Below are 17239 nucleotides of genomic sequence, written 5' to 3' on the forward strand. Positions count from 1 at the left end.
CATGTCTACCACCCTGGACAGCCGCACCCGCCGGCTGTGCTGGATCTACCCGGACCGCGGCACCGCCTGGCAGCGGGGCCTGGAGCAGGAACACGTCTGGGACCGGTACGCCGGGATAGCCCGCGAGGCGGGCTTCGAACTCTCCTTCCACAAGCCGGAGTCGCTGGCCGTGGACGCCACGGACAGCCGCCGGCCGAAGTTCTTCCTGGAGGGCGAGCCGGTGACCCCCGAGGACACCGTCTTCGTCACCGACATCTACTCCCTCTCGCACCAGCTCCAGGACGTCGGCAGCCAGCTCTTCCTCTACACCCTGCTCGAACGGGCCGGCTTCTACCTGCCGATCCCGCCGAGCACGGCCTACCTGGGCACCGAGAAGACGACCACCCTGCTGCACCTGGCGGACAGCCCCGTCAGCGCCGTGCCCACCGTGCGGATCGCCACCGGCCGCGACGGCATGCGGGCCCAGTACGACCAGGCGCTGGCCGGCCTGGAGTACCCGCTGCTGGTCAAGCCCGCCACCTGGGGCATGGGCCTGGGTGTCTGCGTGGTGCACAACCTCAACGAGCTGCGCGGGATCGTCGGCCTGGCCGGCGCCTCGGACACCGTCCTGGTGGTGCAGCCCTACTTCAGCAACGTCGAGGACTACCGCGTCTACGTGGTCGACGGGAAGCCGCACACCGTCCTGCACAGCGTCAAGGACGGCCCGAACCTGATGGCCAGCCGCGCGACCGGCGGCAAGCGCCGGCGCGGCTACGAGGACCCGCTGCCCGAGCTGGCGGAGACCGTCGACTACGTGGTCTCCCGGCTGCCGCTGCCCTTCCTGACGGTCGACTTCCTCTTCGACGGCGAGCGGTTCTGGCTCTCCGAGATCGAGGTGGACGGCGCGGTCGGCTTCGAGGAGGACGAGGAGATGGCCCGCCGCGGCCACACCATCCTGCAGGCCCGCTTCCAGGCCTACCGCGCCGGGCACGACGCCTGGCTGGCCCGGCGGGCCGAGCGGTGACCGCGCTGCTCGGAACCGCGCCCGAGCCGGCCGCGCTGCTCGCGCACGCCCGCCGGCTGGCCGGTCGCGGCGGCGCGCCGGTGCCCGAGGGGGCCCGCGAGCTCGCCGACCTGCCGCTCAGCGGGGCGGCGGAGATCCTGGCGGTCAGCCGGCAGGCGTCCGCCGAGCACGGCGGCAGCATCGTGATGTCCAGCGGCGGCACCACCGGACGGCCGAAGCTCACCTTCATGGCCTACCACCAGGCCTTCGCCCGGCTGTCCGCCCAGTGGCGCCCGCTGCGGCCCGGCGGCACCCTGCTCAACCTGTTCAACCCGGGCCGGCTGTGGGGATCGCACTACTACATGCAGGCGTTCGCCCAGCACAGCGGCTGCGCCGCCGCCCCGATGGGCCCGTTCGAGCCCGGCGAGGTCGCCTCCTGGCTCGCCACCTGCGAGGACATGGGCGCCGACGCGGTCGCCGGGACGCCGAGCGTGCTCGCCGACTTCGCCCGCGGGGTGCTCGACAACGGCCGCCGGCTCCAGCTCTCCTCGCTGGTCTGGATGGCCGAGCCGTGGACCGAGGCGAAGCTCGCCGTGGTGCGGGAGGCCTTCCCCGGGATCGGCTTCTGGGGCAACTACGGCTCCTCGGAGACCCACATCGTCGCGACCAGCGCCCCGGCCTGCGAGGTCGGCGTGCTGCACCTGCTGCCGGACCAGCTGGTGGAACTCGACGAGGAGGGCGCGCTGTTGACCCGGGTGGGCGGCGGCTGGACCATCCCGGTGGTGCGCTACCGGCTCGGCGACCGGCTCGCCGCCGCCGAGTGCCGGTGCGGGCGGCCCGACGGGCTGCGGGTGCTCGGCCGGGCGGACGACTCGGTGAAGTTCCACGGCTCGCTGCTCGGCATCGGGGCGATGCTGGACGCGGTGCGCCGCCTCCCCGGGGTGGACGAGGCCCAGTTGCTGCTCACCGGCGAGAACAGCGGGCTGCGCACGGTCACCGCGCTCACCGCCCGGTACGCGGGTGACGCACCGTCAGACGTGGTGCGCCAGGCCCTGATCGCCGAGTTCGAGGAGCTGCGCGACGTCGCCCTCCAGCAGCCGGACGCCGTACGGGTCGAACGGGCCGCGCGGCTGGAGCGGGTCGAGCGCACCGGAAAGGTGCCGCCCGCGCTGTGGCGGGCCGCGTGAGCCGGCTCAAGGGGCACCCGTGGGCGGTGCTGGTGGTGCTCTCGCTCGGCCTGTTCATGACCCAGCTCGACATCCTGGTCATCTCCATCGCGGTGCCCGACCTGGTGAGCGGCCTGCACACCTCGCTGGGCGCGGTGGTCTGGGCGCTCAACGCCTACGTCCTGGTGATGGCCGTGCTGGTGGTGGTCTGCGGGCGGCTCGGCGACCTGCGCGGACAGCGCCGGGTGTTCGTGGCCGGCGTGGCGCTGTTCACCGTGGCCAGCCTGCTCGGCGGCCTGTCCCGCAACGCGCCCGAGCTGATCGCGGCCCGGGCGGTCCAGGGGCTGGGGGCGGCGCTGCTGAGCCCGCCGACCCTGGCGATCCTGGTGTCCGTCTTCCCGGCCGACCGGCGCGGCTCCGCGCTCGGGATCCGCGGTGCGGTGGCGGGCGCCGCGGCGGTCTCCGCGCCGGTGCTGGGCGGCCTGTTGATCAGCGCGCTGAACTGGCGCTGGGTGTTCTTCATCAACGTGCCGGTGGGGATCGCGGTGCTCGCCGGGGCGTTCCTGATCATCCCCAGGATCGAGCCCGTGCGGGCCGCCCGGCTGGACCTGCTGGGCACCCTGCTGGTCGCCGTCGCGCTCACCGCCTTCACCTTCGCCGTCAGCGAGGGGCAGCACTACCACTGGAACGGCTGGGTCTGGGCGCTGCTCGGCGTCGCGGCGGTGTTCTTCGCCGCCTTCGTGCGCCAGCAGCGCGGCGTGCAGGACCGGCAGCCGCTGGTGCCGTTCGCGCTCTTCCGGGACCGCAACTTCGCGGTGATGAACGCCGCCTCGGTGGCCGTGACGATCGGCGTGCTCGGCTGCGTGCTGGTGCTCTCGGTGTTCTTCCAGGACGTGGCGCACTTCGGCGCGCTGAAGACCGGCCTGATCATCGCGCCCGCCTCGGCGGTCTCGATGGTGCTGTCGCCGCTGGCCGGGCGGCTGGCCGACTGGATGGACGGGCGGATCCTGCTGATCGCCGGGTTCCTGCTGACCGCCGCCGGAGTGCTCTGGTCGGCGCTGGTGATCGGCCCGGCGGCGCCCTGGGCGGCCTTCCTGGCACCGATGGTGGTCATCGGCCTGGGCAACGCGTTCATGGTCACCCCGATCGGCGCCCTGGCCTTCCACGAGGTCACCACCGACATGGCCGGCGCGGCCGCCGGGGTGATGAGCTCGCTGCAACAGGTGGGCTCGGTGGTCGGGACGGCGATGGTGGGCGCGCTGCTGCAGAACCGGCTGGCCGCCGCGGGCACGCCCCAGTCCGCCGTCCAGACCACCCTGGCGCTGCCGATCGCGGTGGTGGTCCTCGGCGCGCTGGTCTGCCTGGCCGCGCGCCCGCCGCGGGCCGCCGCCGGGCCGCCCGCCACCGAGGCCGCCGAACTCGTGGAGCAGTGAACCCGTCCGCCCCGTCACTCCCGAGGTCACCCATGTCGCACGCCCCGCTCTACCTCGTCATCAACAGGTTCGAACACGAGTTCGCCGAGTACCACCGCTACGTCGATCCGGCCGCCTGCCGGCTGGCGTACATCACCACCCCGGCCGGCCTGGCCGGGCTGCGCACGGACCGCGCGGTCGGGACCGAGGTGGTGGACACCCTCGACCCGGAACCGGTGCTGGCGGCGGCCCGCCGGCTCGCCGCCGCGCACGGCCGGCCGGCGGCGGTGGCGGCCCTCGCGGAGTACGACGTGCTGGCCGCCGCCCAGGTGCGGGAGGAGCTCGGCGTCGCAGGCGGCCATCCGCTCGACCTGGTCCGCCGGTTCCGCGACAAACCCGTCATGAAGGGCCTGGTCGAGGCGGCCGGCCTGCGGACCCCGCGCTTCCTGACCCTGGACGCCGGCTCCGCCGCCGACCCGCAGCGGATCGCCGACACCCTGGGCCTGCCGCTCCTGCTCAAGCCCCGCACCGGGGTCGCCGCCCGGGGTATCCAACGCATCGGCAGCACGGCCGAGTTGGCCGAGGCGCTGCGGTCGGTGGACCCGGCCGGGTACGAGTGCGAGGAGTTCGTGCCGGGCGCCGTGCTGCACGTCGACGGCCTGCGGCGGGCCGGCCAGCTGCGGCTCGCCACCGCCTCCGAGTACATCAACACCTGCCTGGCCTACACCGCCGACGGCGAACCGCTGGGCTCGGTCCTGCTGGACGACGGACCGCAGCGCACCGCCGCGATCCGGTTCGCCGACCGCTGCCTGGACGCCCTGGACCTGGCCGACGGCGCCTTCCACCTGGAGCTCATCCGGCACCCCGGCGGCGAACTGCACTTCCTGGAGGTCGGGTTGCGGGTCGGCGGCGGGCCGGTCGCCTTCCTGCACCGCGACCTGTTCGGCATCGACCTGCACGCCGAGTCGTTCCGGGCGGCGATCGGCCTGCCGCCGCGGGTCCCGGCCGACCCGCCGCTCACCGGCACTGGCGGCGGCTGGCTGCTGATGCCCGAGCCCCGGCCGCTGCCGAGCCGGGTGCTGGCCCGCAACTCGATGCGGGGCGTGGTGCCCGAGGTCTACCACGAGGCGCTGCCCGCGGTCGGCACCGTGCTGGACGGCACCGGCGGCTTCGACCGGCCGGGCGGGGTCTTCCGGCTCAAGGGGGACTCGGCCGCAGCCGTCCACCGGGCGGCCCGCGCGGTGATCGCCGGCTACGACCTCAAGTCCGAACACCTGCAGTCTTCCTGACCATCCATCAATCACTGCTTACAACAGAGGAGTTCACCATCATGGCAGTCCCCGAGCTGTGGAACCCGACCGAGTACGACGCGCTGCGCCGCCAGATCATCCCCTCCTTCGACCTGGTGTACCAGAGCGTCGGTGACGCGGTCGCGATGACCGCCCCGGGCGCGCCCCGGGTGCTGGACCTCGGCGCCGGCACCGGCCTGGTGAGCGCCGTGGTCCGCGACCGGCTGCCGCAGGCCCGCCTGGTGCTGCAGGACCGCTCCACCGGCATGCTCGGCCAGGCCAAGCTCCGCTTCGCCGACGACGACCGGGTCGACACCGTGATCAGCGACCTGCTGGACCCGCTGCCCGAGGGCCCGTTCGACGCGGTCGTCTCCGGCCTGGCGATCCACCACCTCAGCCACGAGGAGAAGCGCGACCTCTTCGCCCGGATCCTCGACGTGCTGCGGCCGGGCGGCGTCTTCGTCAACTGCGAGCAGATCCTCGGCCCGACGCCCGCCGTCGAGGCCATGTACCACCGCCGCCACGAGATGCTGATCGAGCAGACCGGCGCCTTCGAGGAGTGGCGGGCCGGGCAGGAGCGGATGAAGTTCGACGTCTGCACCGACGTGATGGCGCAGCTCGACTGGCTGCGCGAGGTCGGCTTCGCCAGCGTGGACTGCCTGGCCAAGGACTGGCGGTTCGCCACCTACGCGGGCTGGAAGAGCGCATGACGGCCCGTGCCGAGCGGGCCGGGCTCTACCAGGCGGTGCGGGAGAGCGCCGAGCTGCGGCCCGAGGCGATCGCCGTCCGCACCCAGGGCGGTGCCGCGGTGACCTACCGCGAGCTGATCGCGCTGGCCGACCGGCAGAGCGCCGGGCTGCGCCGGCACGGGGTCGGCCCCGGCGACACGGTGGCGGTCCGGCTGAGCTCCGGCATCGGGTACGTCGCGCTGATCCTCGCCGTGGCCCGGCTGGGCGCCCGCTACGTGCCGCTGCTGGAGAACTTCGGGCCCGAGGACCAGGCCCACGTGCTGGCCCGGCTCACGCCGCGACTGCTGGTGACCGACGGGACCAGGGCGGAGCCGGCCCCGGCCCCGGCCGCGCTGCCGTCCGTCGAGCTGGCCGAGCTGACCGAGCCGGCCGCACAGGCCGAGCTCGCCGACGGTCCGGCCGGGGCCTCCGAACTGCCGCCGCAGAACGGCGTGTTCCGGCTGCTCTGGACCTCCGGCACCACCCGGTTCCCGAAGGCGGCGGCCTGGCGCCAGGACCGCTACGTCGCCGAGCGGCGCCGCTGGTGCGCGGACCTGGGGATCGGCCCCGAGGACCGCTTCCTGTGCCGCCACCCGCTGGACGTCGCCCACGCCACCGACCTGCACGTGATGCCCGCCCTGCTGTCCGGCGCCAGCGTGCTGCTCGCCGACCCCCGCACCTCGGGCGAGCAGTTGCTCGCACTGCTGCGGTCCACCGGGACGACGGTGCTGAGCGCGCTGCCCAGCCACTACGAGGCACTGCTGGCCACCCGGGCGGCGGCCCGCGGAGCCCGGCTGCCCGACCTGCGCTACCCGATCTGCGGCGGGGCCTACGTCAGCCCGGCGCTGGCCGAGCGCTGCCGGGAGGTGCTCGGCGTGCGGCTCGTCGGCGCCTACGGCTCCACCGAGTTCGGGGTCGCCATGTGGTCGCCGCCCGGCCGGCCGCTGGTGCCGCACACCGGCGTGAGTGCCCGGATCGTCCCGTTCACCCCTGACCACCCGGACCTGGGCGAACTGGTGCTGCGCTCGGCCGACTCCGGCGAGGGCTACCCGCTCGACCCCCAGGACCACGACCGGACCTTCCGGGACGGCGAGTACTGGACCGGGGACATGGCCCGCCGCCTCGGCGACGGCGGACTGCGGGTGCTCGGCCGGGTCTCGGAGGCGCTGGCCACCGCCAAGGGCCCGCTGCTGGCACCCGAACTCGACGAGGAACTGCTGGCGCTGGCCGGCGTCGCGGAGGTCGTCTGCCTGCCCGCCGTCCAGGGCGAGTACCGCGCCGAGCTGCTGGTCGCCGTCCACCCGGTGCCCGGCACGGCCCCGGACGCGGCGGCCACGGCGGTCCGGCAGGCCCTCGCCGCCCATGAACTGACCGGTGACGTCCGGGAGTTCGACGAGCTGCCGCGCACTCCGGTCGGGAAGGTCGACAAGCCCCGGGTGCGCACCTGGTTCGACGCGCGATGACCGCCGCCCCGAAGGGAGAGACCGTGCCGCACCACCGTCAGATCACCGTCTTCGACTCGACGCTGCGCGACGGCGAGCAGGCCCCCGGCAACGCCATGTCGCCGGAGCACAAGGTCGCGCTGGCCCTGGCGCTGGAGGAGGTCGGCGTCGACGTCATCGAGGCCGGGTTCCCGAGCTCGTCGCCGGAGGACTTCAAGGCCGTCCAGCAGGTCGCCCAGGCACTGACCACGGCGAAGCTGTCCACCCTCAACCGCGCCGTCCCGGCCGACATCGAGGCCGCCGCCGAGGCCGGCGGGGTGGACCGGCACCAGATCCAGATCATGGCCACCGGAAGCGACTTCCACCTGGCGCACAAGCGCGGCATCAGCCGGCAGCAGGGCATCGACGAGGTCGTGGCCGCGGTGCGGCTCGCCGGCCAGCTGGGCTTCCGGGACGTCTCGCTCGGCGTCGAGGACGCCTCCCGGGGCAGCGACGAGCTGCTGCGCCCGCTGGTCACGGAGGCCGTCGCGGCCGGGGTCACCACGGTGGTGCTGGCCGACACCACCGGCCGGCTGCTGCCGACCGAGTTCGGCGACCTGGTGCGCCGGGTCCGGGCCTGGACGCCGCCCGAGGTCGTGCTCTCCACCCACTGCCACGACGACCTCGGGCTGGGCCTGGCCAACGCCCTGGCCGGCCTGCTGGCCGGCGCCGGGGCGGTGCAGACCACCATCGGCGGCATCGGGGAACGGGCCGGCAACACGCCGCTGGAGGAGCTGGCGGCGGTGCTGCACTACAAGGGGGACCAGCTCGGGCTCTCCTGCGGCGTGCGCACCGACGGCCTGTTCGCCGCGTTCGACCAGCTGTGCCAGGCGATCGGGATGCCCTGGCCGCGCAACAAGGCGATCGTCGGCGAGTACGTGTTCTCCACCGCCGCCGGCATCCACCAGGCCGGGCTGATCAAGGAGCCGGCCACCTACGAGTACGTCGAGGCGGCGCGGTTCGGCCGCCGCCGGCAGATCCTGATCGGCCGTCACTCCGGCCGGGCCGTGCTGCGCCACCTGGTCGAACAGGCCGGCCGGGCGCCCGACCCGGAGCTGATCGCCGCGCTCTACGAACGCCATGTGGCGGGCGGGCAGCGCGAGGTGACCACCATCGAGGAGCTGGCCGCCGTGGTCGCCGCCGAGGCGGCCGACTGGCGGCGCGGCACCGGGGAGCGGTGAACCGATGACACTCTCGACGACATTCTCGACGACGGGCCCGACGACAGGCTCGACGACGCTCTTCGAGCACCTGTGGAACCGTCACCTGGTGGTGCCTCAGGAATCCGACCCGGCCCTGCTCTACGTCGACCTGCACCTGGTGCACGAGGCCAGCTCGCCGCAGGCGTTCGAGGGCCTGCGGTTGGCCGGGCGCCGGGTCCGGCGGCCCGACCTCACGCTGGCCGTCGAGGACCACAACGTGCCGACCGACAGCACGGTGATCCGCAACGAGCTGAGCCGCAAGCAGGTCGAGGCGCTGCGCGCCAACTGCGCCGAGCAGGGCGTCACGCTGCTGCGGCTCGGCAACTCCCGGCAGGGCATCGTCCACGTGGTCGCCCCCGAACTCGGCCTGGTGCAGCCGGGGATGACGGTGGTCTGCGGGGACAGCCACACCTCCACCCTGGGCGCGTTCGGCGCGCTCGCGTTCGGCATCGGCACCAGCGACGTCGAGCACGTGCTGGCCACCCAGAGCATCTCGCTGGCCAAACCGCTCAGCATGGCGGTCGACTTCACCGGCACCCTGCCCCGGGGCGCCACCGCCAAGGACCTGATGCTGGCGCTGATGGCGCGGATCGGCGCCAACGGCGCCCGGGGCTGCGTCGTCGAGTACCGCGGCGAGGCGGTCGAACGGCTCTCCATGGAGGGCCGGATGACGGTCTGCAACCTCACTGTCGAGGCCGGCGCGCGGGCCGGCCTGATCGCGCCCGACGAGACCACCTTCCGCTACCTGGAGGGCCGGCCGCACTCCCCCGCCGGCGCGCACTGGGAGCAGGCGCTCGACCAGTGGCGCGGGCTGCGCAGCGGGCCCGACGCACCGTTCGACCGCCGGCTGGAGTTCGACGCCTCCACCGTGGTGCCGTACGTCACCTGGGGCACCAACCCCGGGCAGGCGGTGCCGATCGACGCGGCCGTGCCCGACCCGGGCGAGCTGGCCGACCCGGCCGCCCGCGCGGCCGCCGAGAAGGCGCTGCGGTACATGGACCTGCGCCCCGGCACGCCGATGCGCGAGGTGCGGATCGACACCGTCTTCCTGGGCTCGTGCACCAACGGCCGGATCGAGGACCTGCGGGAGGCCGCCGAGGTGCTGCGCGGGCGGACCGTGGCGGCGCACACCACGATGCTCGTGGTGCCCGGCTCGATGGCCGTGCGCCGGCAGGCCGAGCGGGAGGGCCTGCACGAGGTGTTCCAGCAGGCCGGCGCCGAGTGGCGGCTGCCCGGCTGCTCGATGTGCGTGGCCATCAACGGCGACCAGGCCAGCCCCGGCGAGCGGGTCGCCTCCACCTCCAACCGCAACTACGAGGGGCGCCAGGGTGCGAAGGCCCGCACCCACCTGGTCTCCCCGGCCACCGCCGCCGCCACCGCCGTCTCCGGGCGGATCGCGGCGCCCGACGAGATCTGAGGTCACCTCACATGGGCGCACCACTGGTGCAGCACACCGGGCGCGGACTGCCGCTCGGCCGCGACGACGTGGACACCGACCAGATCGTGCCGGCCCGGTTCTGCCGGCGCATCACCCGCACCGGGTACGACGACGCGCTGTTCGCCGACTGGCGCGGGCTCAGCGGGTTCCCGCTCTCCGACCAGGCGTACGCGGGCGCCACCGTCCTGCTGGCGGGCCGCAACTTCGGCACCGGCAGCTCCCGCGAGCACGCCGTCTGGGCGCTGCGCGACTGGGGCTTCCGGGTGGTGCTGGCGTCGAGCTTCGGGGACATCTTCCTGCGCAACGCGCTCAACAACGGGCTGCTCGCGGTGACCCTGCCACCCGACGGGCTGAACCTGCTGCTGGGCCGCACGGCGGCCGACCCGGCCGCGCCGATCTCCGTCGACCTGGCGGCCGGGCAGGTCGAGGCGGCCGGCCACACCTGGGAGTTCGAGATCGACGGCCGGGCGCGCGAGCTGCTCCTGACGGGGGCGGACGAGATCGACTCGACCCTGGAGCGGGGTGACCTGATCACCCGTTACGAGGCCGGGCGCGAGCCCTGGACGGCCAAGGTCGGCTGACCGACCGATTCGATCGCTCCGCCCGCTGTCCGGCCGCTCCCCGCGGCCGGACAGCGGCGTTCGCGGCTCGCCGCAGCGGGTCGCGGGGCCGGGCCGAGGGTCCGGGGCCGGGAGTCCGGGGCCGGGGGTCCTGGGCCGGTCGGCCCGCCAAGAGGCCGCCCCCGCATCGCTGCGGAAACGGCCTGCGACCCGCGTCAACGCCGATCGGGCGGAGGGCCGGCCCTGCGCTCGCGACCACATGAGGGTCCTATTGTTTTCCCGCTGATGAGCCGGGCGAGAGTTTCGCGGCCGCGAGGTGCGGAACCAGCCGTCCAATCGTGCCGAGTTCCATGCGCACCTCCGGGAATCGCCTCGCCGGTAAGCCTTCCGGCACGTTCCAACCTACTCCGTAAAATCCTCGGAAATATCCATCCGCGATATCCGCCGGCGGCCGTTGAACGACCGGACCGTCGTATGCGTACTGATGGGCATGGCCATCTCGAAGACACTCACGCAGATGAGCACGGACCACCGTCGGGCCGCGCTGCCGACCGGGGCGCTCCTCGGCCTGTGGCTGCTGCGCTTGGTGACCGCCGCCGCCCTGGCCGTGGACGCCTATGTGCACGCCGACCTCGCGGCGGGCTACGACTCCATCAACAAGGGGATCAGCCAGGGCACGCTCTTCCGGATCGAGGCCGGCGCCGCCGCGCTGGCGGCCGCGCTGCTGGTGGTGGCCGGACGCCGGGTGGTGGTCTGGGGGTACGCCTTCCTGGTGGCGGCCGCCGGAGTGGGCGCGGTGCTGCTCTACCGGTACGTGGACGTGGGCGTGCTCGGCCCGCTGCCCAACATGTACGAACCCGTGTGGTTCCCCGAGAAGACCGCCTCCGCCATCGCCGAGGCCGCTGCAGTGGTGACGGCCCTCGCCGGTCTGCTCCTCAGCTGGCACTGGCACCGCGTCGCCAGCCGCTCCCACCGCCGCGGCCGCCGCCGTGACCCGGGGCCGGCCGGGCCCGTACCGGATCCGTGACCATGCGCGGCCGTCCCACCGGCGGCTACGCCGGGCCCGCCTGGCACAGCTGCCGGTCGAGCAGGGTGTCCACGGCGGCCTGGCTGCCCGCGCCGCCGTCGCCGGTGCTCGCGACCACGGCCGCGCGCCGCCCGTCCGGCGTCGCGCCGACCAGGGTGTTGTAGCCGGGCGCGCCGCCGGAGTGGCCGTAGTAGCCACCGCCGCAGGACAGCGGCACCCACCACAGGCCCAGGCCGTAACGCGCGCCCGGCCAGATGGGGGCCGGCACGGTCGTCTCCATCTCGGCCAGTTGGGCCGGGGCGAGCAGTCGGCCGCGCATCAGGGCGGTGTAGAACCTGGTCAGGTCCGCGGTGGTGCTGGTGATCTCCGCGGCGGCGTCTCCCGCCGTCGGGTTGAAGGCGGTGACGTCGATCGTCGGGCCGGTCCCGAAGCCGGAGTAGCCGTGCAGGTACGGGCCGGTGATGAAGGGGTCGGTGCCCGGGATGTCGGTGTGCCGCAGCCCGAGGGGCTGGATGATCCGGGTGCGTACCTCGTCCTGCCAGCTGTGCCTGGTGACCCGGTCGATGATCATGCCGGCCAGGATGTAGTTGGTGTTCGAGTACTTCCACCCGGTGCCGGGGGCGAAGGCCGGCGCGTGCCGCATGGCGACGGCGACCAGCTGGGCCGGGGTGTAGGTGGTGAACCGGTTGGCCAGGAAGCCCGCCTCCGAGGAGAACTGGGGCAGGTCGTCGGTGTAGTTGTAGATCCCGCTGGTGTGCTGCAGCAGCTGGCGCACGGTGATCCGGCTGCCGTCGTTGCCGTTGCCGGAGACCACGCCGGGCAGCCAGTGCTCGACGGTGTCGTCCAGCGACAGCCGCCCCTCGCCGACCAGTTGGAGCAGCACGGTGGCCGTGAAGCTCTTGGTGGCGCTGGCGATCCGGAAGGCGTCGTCGGGCCGCGCGGGTGCGCCGGTGGCGGTGTCGGCCTGGCCGGCGGTGGCGTAGTGGTGACCACCCGGGCCGGTCGCCTCGGCCACCACGCCGTCGTACCCGGTGGCCCTGATCGCGTTCACCTCGCCCTGCAGCGAGCCCGGTTCAACGGTGGCGGCGCCGGCCGCCGGCGCACACGTCAGCGCGGCCAACGCGGCCAGCGCGGCGACGAGCACCGCCGCCCCTCGGCGACGCGGGTTCCTGGTACGCATGGTTGCCTCCTGGCGGATCGGCCGTCACACCGCGGCAGCGGTGCAATGGCCACGCTAGGGAGCGGCCCGGCGCCCCGCGATGGGGCCACCACCCCTCTCCGGGTAGGGCCAGCCCCACAGTTGGCGGGCCGTCAGAACAGCGACAGCCTCCGGACCGTCAGGACGCCGGCGGCGTGAGGCCGCTGGCCCAGTAGCGGCCGTGGATCGCGAGGTCCAGGAGCATCCGGGCGGCCTCGGCGGCCGGCATCGGCGGGGTGTCCTGTTCGAGCCACCAGTGCAGGACGGCGAGTTGCTCGCCGACCCAGGCCCGGGCCAGCAGGTCCGCCGGGATCCGGGGGGCGACCCGGGAGTGCTCGGCCCGGGCGGTGAAGACGGCGGCGACCCGGCGGACCGACTCGTCGCCGAAGGTGCGCAGCGCCTTGCCGTCGCCCTCGCCGCGCAGGATGACGCGGTAGAGGTCGCGCTCCTCCTCGGCGTGGCGGAACAGCTCCAGGAGCGGTTTGCCGGTGAAGCCGGTCCCGGTCTCCTCGGCCAGCGGGTGCAGCCGCTCGTCGAGCTCCCGCAGCAGGTCGCCGGTGACCTTGGTGAACAGGTCGTCCTTGTCGCGGTAGTGGCTGTAGAAGGTGGCCCGGGCGACGTCGGCGCGCTCGGCGATGTCCTCGACGGTGAGGCCGGTGTAGCCGCGCTCCAGGATCAGCGCGACCAGGGCGTCCCGGAGCGCGCGCCGGGTCCGTCGGGTGCGCCTGTCCTCGGCCATCGTTCTCCTCCAGCTGTCCGTCCGGTCCGCCGGGCGAGTCTAGCAACTCTTGACACCCCCTCCATTACTGGACAAGCTGTCCGGAAATAGCCACTGTGTCGAACAGTGGCTCCTGAGTGCGGTGGTGTCTCGTGAATCTGGGTGTGTACCTGACCCGCAGTGCCCGTCACTGTCCCGATGCGCCGGCCCTGGTCTGCGAAGGCCGGCGCTGGACGTTCCGGCAGCTGGAGGAGGACGCCAACCGGCTGGCCGCCGCGCTGCTGGCGCGCGGGCTCGGGCCCGGCGACGCGGTCGCCAGCCTGGCCTGGAACCGCGGCGAGCTGGTCGTCGTCGAGTTCGCCCTCTACAAGGCGGGGCTGATGCGGGCGCCGATCAACGCGCGGCTGGGCCGCGGCGAGATCGCGCACCTGCTCGGCTACGCGCCGGTCAAGGCGCTGCTCTTCGACGCGGCCCACCGCGCGGACGCCCTGGCCGCGCTGGACGCGGCGGGGACAGACTGCCTCGCGGTCGAGTTAGAGGGCGAGTACCCCGCCCTGCTCGCCGAAGGGGGCGACGCCGGCCCCGTGCTGGTGGAGGTCGCCGAGGACGATCCGTGCGTCCTCAACTTCACCTCCGGCTCGACCGGCGCGCTCAAGGCCGCGGTGCAGACCTTCGGCAACCGGCTGGCCAACCTGCGCAAGCAGCTGATGACCGAGCCGCGCCCACGGGCCGGCTCCCGCTACCTGGCCTGCGGCCCGATCACCCATGCCACCGGGATGCCGCTGCTGGCCTGCGCCTTCGCCGGCACCACCGTGCACGTGCTGCCCGCCTGGGACCCGGAGGCGTTCCTGGCCGCCGTCGAGCGCGAGCGGATCGACGCCACCTTCCTGGTCCCGGCCATGCTCACCGCGCTGCTCGCCCACCCGCACCTGGCGGAGCGCGACCTGTCGAGCCTGACCGACCTGCGGGTGGGCGGCGCCCCCGTCTCCCCGCAGCGGCTGCGCGAGGCGGTCGCCGCCTTCGGACCGGTGGTGGGCCAGGGCTACGGGCTGGCCGAGACCACCTCGGTGGTCGCCGGCCTGAGCGCGGCCGAGATCGCCCACGCCGTCGAGGCGGACCCGGAGCTGCTGCAGTCCTGCGGCCGGGCCGGGTACGACACCGAGGTCCGGGTGGTCGACGAGCAGGGGCGGGAGGTCGCGCCGCGCGGGATCGGCGAGATCGTGGTGCGCGGCCAGGACTGCGTGCGGGCCTACTGGCGCGAACCGGAGCTCAGTGCCGAGACCTTCGTGGACGGCTGGGTGCGCACCGGCGACCTGGCCTGGATGCGCGAGGACGGCTACCTGTTCATCGTCGACCGCCGGAAGGACATGATCATCTCGGGCGGCTTCAACATCTACTCGACCGAGGTCGAGGCCGCCCTCGACGAGCACCCCGCCGTCCGCGAGGCGTGCGTGGTCGGCGTGCCGGACGAGCGCTGGGGCGAGGCCGTCAAGGCCGTGGTGGTGCTCCGCGAGGGTGCGCGGGTCGGCGAGCAGGAGCTCATCGACTTCTGCGCGGAGCGCCTGGACCGCCTCAAGAAGCCCCGCTCCGTCGACTTCACCGCCGCCCTCCCGCACAACCGCAACGGCAAGCTCGACCGCAAGGCCGTGCGCGAGACCTACTGGGCCGGCTCCGACCGGCGCGTCAACTGAAGGACCGTCATGCTCTTCTCCCTCCGCCCCGACTACGCCGCCGACCCGCTCCTGGACGAGCTGGTGCGCGCGCTGCGCGACTACCTGGACGGTGAACTCGCCGCCTACGAGGCCGAACACGCCGTCACCCCCGCGACCCCGATCACCCGTGCCCTGCTGGAGCCGGTCTGGCGGCGCAGCCGCGAACTCGGCTTCTACGGCGTCCACCTGCCGCCCGAGCTCGGCGGCCGGGGCCTGACGTACACCCGACTCGCCGCCCTGAAGGAGGAGGTCGCCGCCAGCGGCCGGGTCCTCGGGCACAGCGTGCTCGGCGAGATGGGCGGCCCGCTGCGGGTCGGCGACATCCTGGCCGCCGCCACGCCGCACCAGCTGGAGCGCTACTTCCTGCCCGTGGTGCGCGGCGAACGGGCCTGCTGCTTCTCGCTGACCGAGACCGACGCCGGCTCGGACGTGCGGGCCATGCGCACCACCGCCGTCCGGGACGAATCCTCGGGCGACTACCTGCTGACCGGCCACAAGGTCTTCTCAAGTGCCGGTCCGGTGGCCGACTTCGCCATCGTGATCGCCCGGATGGACGGCACCGCGAAGACCTACTCGGCCTTCCTGGTCGACCTCGACAGCCCCGGCTGCCAGGTGCTGGACGGGGCGACGCCGATGTCCGGCGAGCACATCGAGAGCGACATCGTGCTCTCCGGCTGCCGGGTGCCGGCGGCGAACCTGCTCGGCGGCGAGGGCGACGGGCTGCTGCTCGGGCTCGGCCGGGTCAACGTCAACCGGCTGCTGCACTGCCCCAGCGTGCTCGGGATGGCCCGCCGGGCACTGGAGCTGACCCTGGAGCGGGTCGCCACCCGCACCGTCGGCGGCGCACCGCTGGCCGAACTGCAGTCGATCCAGCACAAGGTGGCCGACATGGCGACCTCCTACTACGCTGCCCGCGCCATGACCTACGCGGCGCTGGCCGCGCTGGACACCGGCACGGTGCCGCGGTTGGAGGCGTTCATGTGCAAGCTGAACGTCGCCGAGAGCGCGTTCCGGATCCTCGACGACGCCGTGCAGATCCACGGCAAGGAGGGGCTCAGCCAGGGGAACGAGGTCGAGTTCCTGTTCCGCAAGGTGCGGATGTTCCGGGTGCTGACCGGCACTTCGGAGATCCAGAAGAACGGCATCGCCAAGTTGCTGCTGCGGCCCGCGCCGTGAGCGCCCCTGACTGGTCGTCACTCGTCGGCACCCGCGTCCTGGACCTGTCCCGGCTGCTGCCGGGCCCGTTCGCCACCTCGCTGCTCGCCGACCTCGGCGCGGACGTGGTGAAGGTGGAGGATCCCGGACGCCCCGACCCCGTCCGGCACGACCGCGAGGCGTTCGCCCGGCTGCACCGCAACAAACGCTCCGTCAGCCTGGACCTGCACGGTGCCGCGGGCCGCCGCGAGCTGCTGCGGCTGGTCGCGGCGGCCGACGCGGTGGTGGAGAACCACCGCCCGGGCGTGCTGGACGCCCTGGGGCTCGGCTACCGGGAGTTGAGCCGCGCCAACCCGCGGATCGTGCTCTGCTCGCTCACCGGCTACGGGCAGACCGGCCCCTACGCCGACAAGCCCGGACACGACCTCAACTTCCTCGGCCTGTCCGGCTTCTTCGCCACACCGGGTGGCCGCGACGGCCGAACGGCCAGGCCCGGTACCCGGGTCGGCGACCTGATCGGCGCGATGTACGCGGCGCTGGCCCTGGCCGTCGCCGTCCCGGGCGCCCGGCGCACCGGGCGGGGCCAGCACCTCGACCTGTCGCTCACCGAGGCCGCCACCGCCTGGTGCGCGCCCTTCGCCCTGGCCGCACGGGACTTGGCCGACCCCACGGACAGCTCCCTGGTGCAGGGCGACAACGACCTGTTCGAGACCGCCGACGGGCGGCTGCTCTCGCTGGCCACCTTCGAGGACAAGTTCTGGCACGCGTTCCGCACCGCGCTCGCCCCCGAGTTCCCCGCCCTGGCCGACGACGCCTGGGACGCGCGGGCGCACCGCACGGCCGCCAGGCACCAGGTCGGGCGGCTCCTCGGCGAGGTGTTCCGGGCCCGCGAACTGGCCTGGTGGCAGCCGCGCCTGGACGCGCTGAACGCCCCGTGGGCCCCGGTCCACACGCACGCCCGGCAGCTGCTGGACGATCCGCACGCGCGCGCCCGCGATCTGTTCGCCGACCCGCCGGACGCCGGGCCGCCGCAGGTCCGCTTCCCGGTGCGGTTCGGGCAGGGCCTGGAGAGTTTCCGCCGACCCGCCCCCGCGCCGGGCGAGCACACCGCCGAAGTCCTGGCACAGTGGCTCGCCGACTGACTCCCGTGCACCACCACCCCCACCCCTCC

At 73.9% G+C, this 17239-nt stretch carries 15 protein-coding genes; 13 read left to right on the forward strand and 2 right to left on the reverse strand.

The genetic code is table 11. From position 1 onward, the window contains the following. Position 1: 1 nt before the first annotated feature. The 10 genes from FHX73_RS34170 (at position 2) to FHX73_RS34215 (ending at position 11285) form a co-directional block, all read left to right on the forward strand. The gene (locus tag FHX73_RS34170; protein WP_145909882.1) at positions 2-1003 is read left to right on the forward strand and encodes an ATP-grasp domain-containing protein; all 1002 of its coding nucleotides are present in this window, start codon (positions 2-4) and stop codon (positions 1001-1003) included. Next, positions 1000-2169 (forward strand): AMP-binding protein, encoded by a 1170-nt coding sequence (locus FHX73_RS34175; RefSeq protein ID WP_145909883.1) that lies wholly within the window; start codon positions 1000-1002, stop codon positions 2167-2169. Before FHX73_RS34170 ends, FHX73_RS34175 begins: the two co-directional genes overlap by 4 nt. After that, complete coding sequence (locus FHX73_RS34180; protein ID WP_145909884.1) at positions 2166-3581, forward strand: DHA2 family efflux MFS transporter permease subunit; 1416 nt, start codon at positions 2166-2168, stop codon at positions 3579-3581. The genes FHX73_RS34175 and FHX73_RS34180 overlap by 4 nt, the downstream gene beginning before the upstream one ends. A gap of 32 nt (positions 3582-3613) precedes the next feature. Further along, positions 3614-4849, forward strand: a complete 1236-nt coding sequence (locus FHX73_RS34185; protein ID WP_145909885.1) for an ATP-grasp domain-containing protein — start codon at positions 3614-3616, stop codon at positions 4847-4849. Positions 4850-4890: 41 nt separating this feature from the next. Then, positions 4891-5559 (forward strand): class I SAM-dependent methyltransferase, encoded by a 669-nt coding sequence (locus FHX73_RS34190; RefSeq protein WP_145909886.1) that lies wholly within the window; start codon positions 4891-4893, stop codon positions 5557-5559. Next, entirely contained in the window at positions 5556-7040 is a 1485-nt protein-coding gene (locus FHX73_RS34195) for a class I adenylate-forming enzyme family protein (protein ID WP_145909887.1), read from the forward strand. The genes FHX73_RS34190 and FHX73_RS34195 overlap by 4 nt, the downstream gene beginning before the upstream one ends. After that, positions 7037-8239 (forward strand): LeuA family protein, encoded by a 1203-nt coding sequence (locus FHX73_RS34200; RefSeq protein ID WP_145909888.1) that lies wholly within the window; start codon positions 7037-7039, stop codon positions 8237-8239. The genes FHX73_RS34195 and FHX73_RS34200 overlap by 4 nt, the downstream gene beginning before the upstream one ends. Before the next feature lie 4 nt (positions 8240-8243). Beyond that, a complete protein-coding gene (gene leuC / locus FHX73_RS34205) occupies positions 8244-9677 on the forward strand; it encodes a 3-isopropylmalate dehydratase large subunit (RefSeq protein ID WP_145909889.1) in 1434 nt (477 codons plus the stop codon). Between the two features lie 11 nt (positions 9678-9688). After that, positions 9689-10279 (forward strand): 3-isopropylmalate dehydratase small subunit, encoded by a 591-nt coding sequence (leuD, locus tag FHX73_RS34210; protein ID WP_145909890.1) that lies wholly within the window; start codon positions 9689-9691, stop codon positions 10277-10279. Positions 10280-10775: 496 nt separating this feature from the next. After that, entirely contained in the window at positions 10776-11285 is a 510-nt protein-coding gene (locus tag FHX73_RS34215; RefSeq protein ID WP_145909891.1) for a hypothetical protein, read from the forward strand. A 25-nt stretch (positions 11286-11310) separates the two neighbouring features. Here the strand turns inward: FHX73_RS34215 and FHX73_RS34220 are convergent, their stop codons facing one another. Both FHX73_RS34220 and FHX73_RS34225 read right to left on the reverse strand, forming a co-directional pair. After that, a complete protein-coding gene (locus FHX73_RS34220; protein ID WP_145909892.1) occupies positions 11311-12465 on the reverse strand; it encodes a serine hydrolase domain-containing protein in 1155 nt (384 codons plus the stop codon). A gap of 157 nt (positions 12466-12622) precedes the next feature. Beyond that, positions 12623-13222, reverse strand: a complete 600-nt coding sequence (locus FHX73_RS34225; RefSeq protein ID WP_145909893.1) for a TetR/AcrR family transcriptional regulator — start codon at positions 13220-13222, stop codon at positions 12623-12625. Between the two features lie 131 nt (positions 13223-13353). On the opposite strand from FHX73_RS34225, the gene FHX73_RS34230 reads away from it, so the two are divergent. The 3 genes from FHX73_RS34230 to FHX73_RS34240 are packed head-to-tail and all read left to right on the forward strand — an operon-like array spanning position 13354 to position 17210. Further along, positions 13354-14892, forward strand: a complete 1539-nt coding sequence (locus FHX73_RS34230) for an AMP-binding protein (RefSeq protein WP_145909894.1) — start codon at positions 13354-13356, stop codon at positions 14890-14892. 9 nt (positions 14893-14901) lie between these two features. Further along, positions 14902-16089, forward strand: coding sequence for an acyl-CoA dehydrogenase family protein (locus tag FHX73_RS34235; protein WP_145909895.1), 1188 nt, complete (start codon positions 14902-14904; stop codon positions 16087-16089). After that, on the forward strand, positions 16086-17210 hold the full coding sequence (locus tag FHX73_RS34240) for a CaiB/BaiF CoA transferase family protein (protein ID WP_145909896.1): 1125 nt from the start codon (positions 16086-16088) through the stop codon (positions 17208-17210). Before FHX73_RS34235 ends, FHX73_RS34240 begins: the two co-directional genes overlap by 4 nt. The last annotated feature ends 29 nt before the right edge of the window (positions 17211-17239 follow it).

It is taken from the genome of Kitasatospora viridis (assembly GCF_007829815.1).
Classification (GTDB): Bacteria; Actinomycetota; Actinomycetes; order Streptomycetales; family Streptomycetaceae; genus Kitasatospora; species Kitasatospora viridis.

Bases quoted from the DNA above. Each gene is read 5' to 3' on its own strand.
- FHX73_RS34170 (WP_145909882.1), top strand. From the start codon at position 2: ATGTCTACCACCCTGGACAGCCGCACCCGCCGGCTGTGCTGGATCTAC.
- FHX73_RS34185 (WP_145909885.1), top strand. From the start codon at position 3,614: ATGTCGCACGCCCCGCTCTACCTCGTCATCAACAGGTTCGAACACGAG.
- FHX73_RS34190 (WP_145909886.1), top strand. From the start codon at position 4,891: ATGGCAGTCCCCGAGCTGTGGAACCCGACCGAGTACGACGCGCTGCGC.
- FHX73_RS34195 (WP_145909887.1), top strand. From the start codon at position 5,556: ATGACGGCCCGTGCCGAGCGGGCCGGGCTCTACCAGGCGGTGCGGGAG.
- FHX73_RS34200 (WP_145909888.1), top strand. From the start codon at position 7,037: ATGACCGCCGCCCCGAAGGGAGAGACCGTGCCGCACCACCGTCAGATC.
- leuC (WP_145909889.1), top strand. From the start codon at position 8,244: ATGACACTCTCGACGACATTCTCGACGACGGGCCCGACGACAGGCTCG.
- leuD (WP_145909890.1), top strand. From the start codon at position 9,689: ATGGGCGCACCACTGGTGCAGCACACCGGGCGCGGACTGCCGCTCGGC.
- FHX73_RS34215 (WP_145909891.1), top strand. From the start codon at position 10,776: ATGAGCACGGACCACCGTCGGGCCGCGCTGCCGACCGGGGCGCTCCTC.
- FHX73_RS34220 (WP_145909892.1), bottom strand. From the start codon at position 12,465: ATGCGTACCAGGAACCCGCGTCGCCGAGGGGCGGCGGTGCTCGTCGCC.
- FHX73_RS34225 (WP_145909893.1), bottom strand. From the start codon at position 13,222: ATGGCCGAGGACAGGCGCACCCGACGGACCCGGCGCGCGCTCCGGGAC.
- FHX73_RS34235 (WP_145909895.1), top strand. From the start codon at position 14,902: ATGCTCTTCTCCCTCCGCCCCGACTACGCCGCCGACCCGCTCCTGGAC.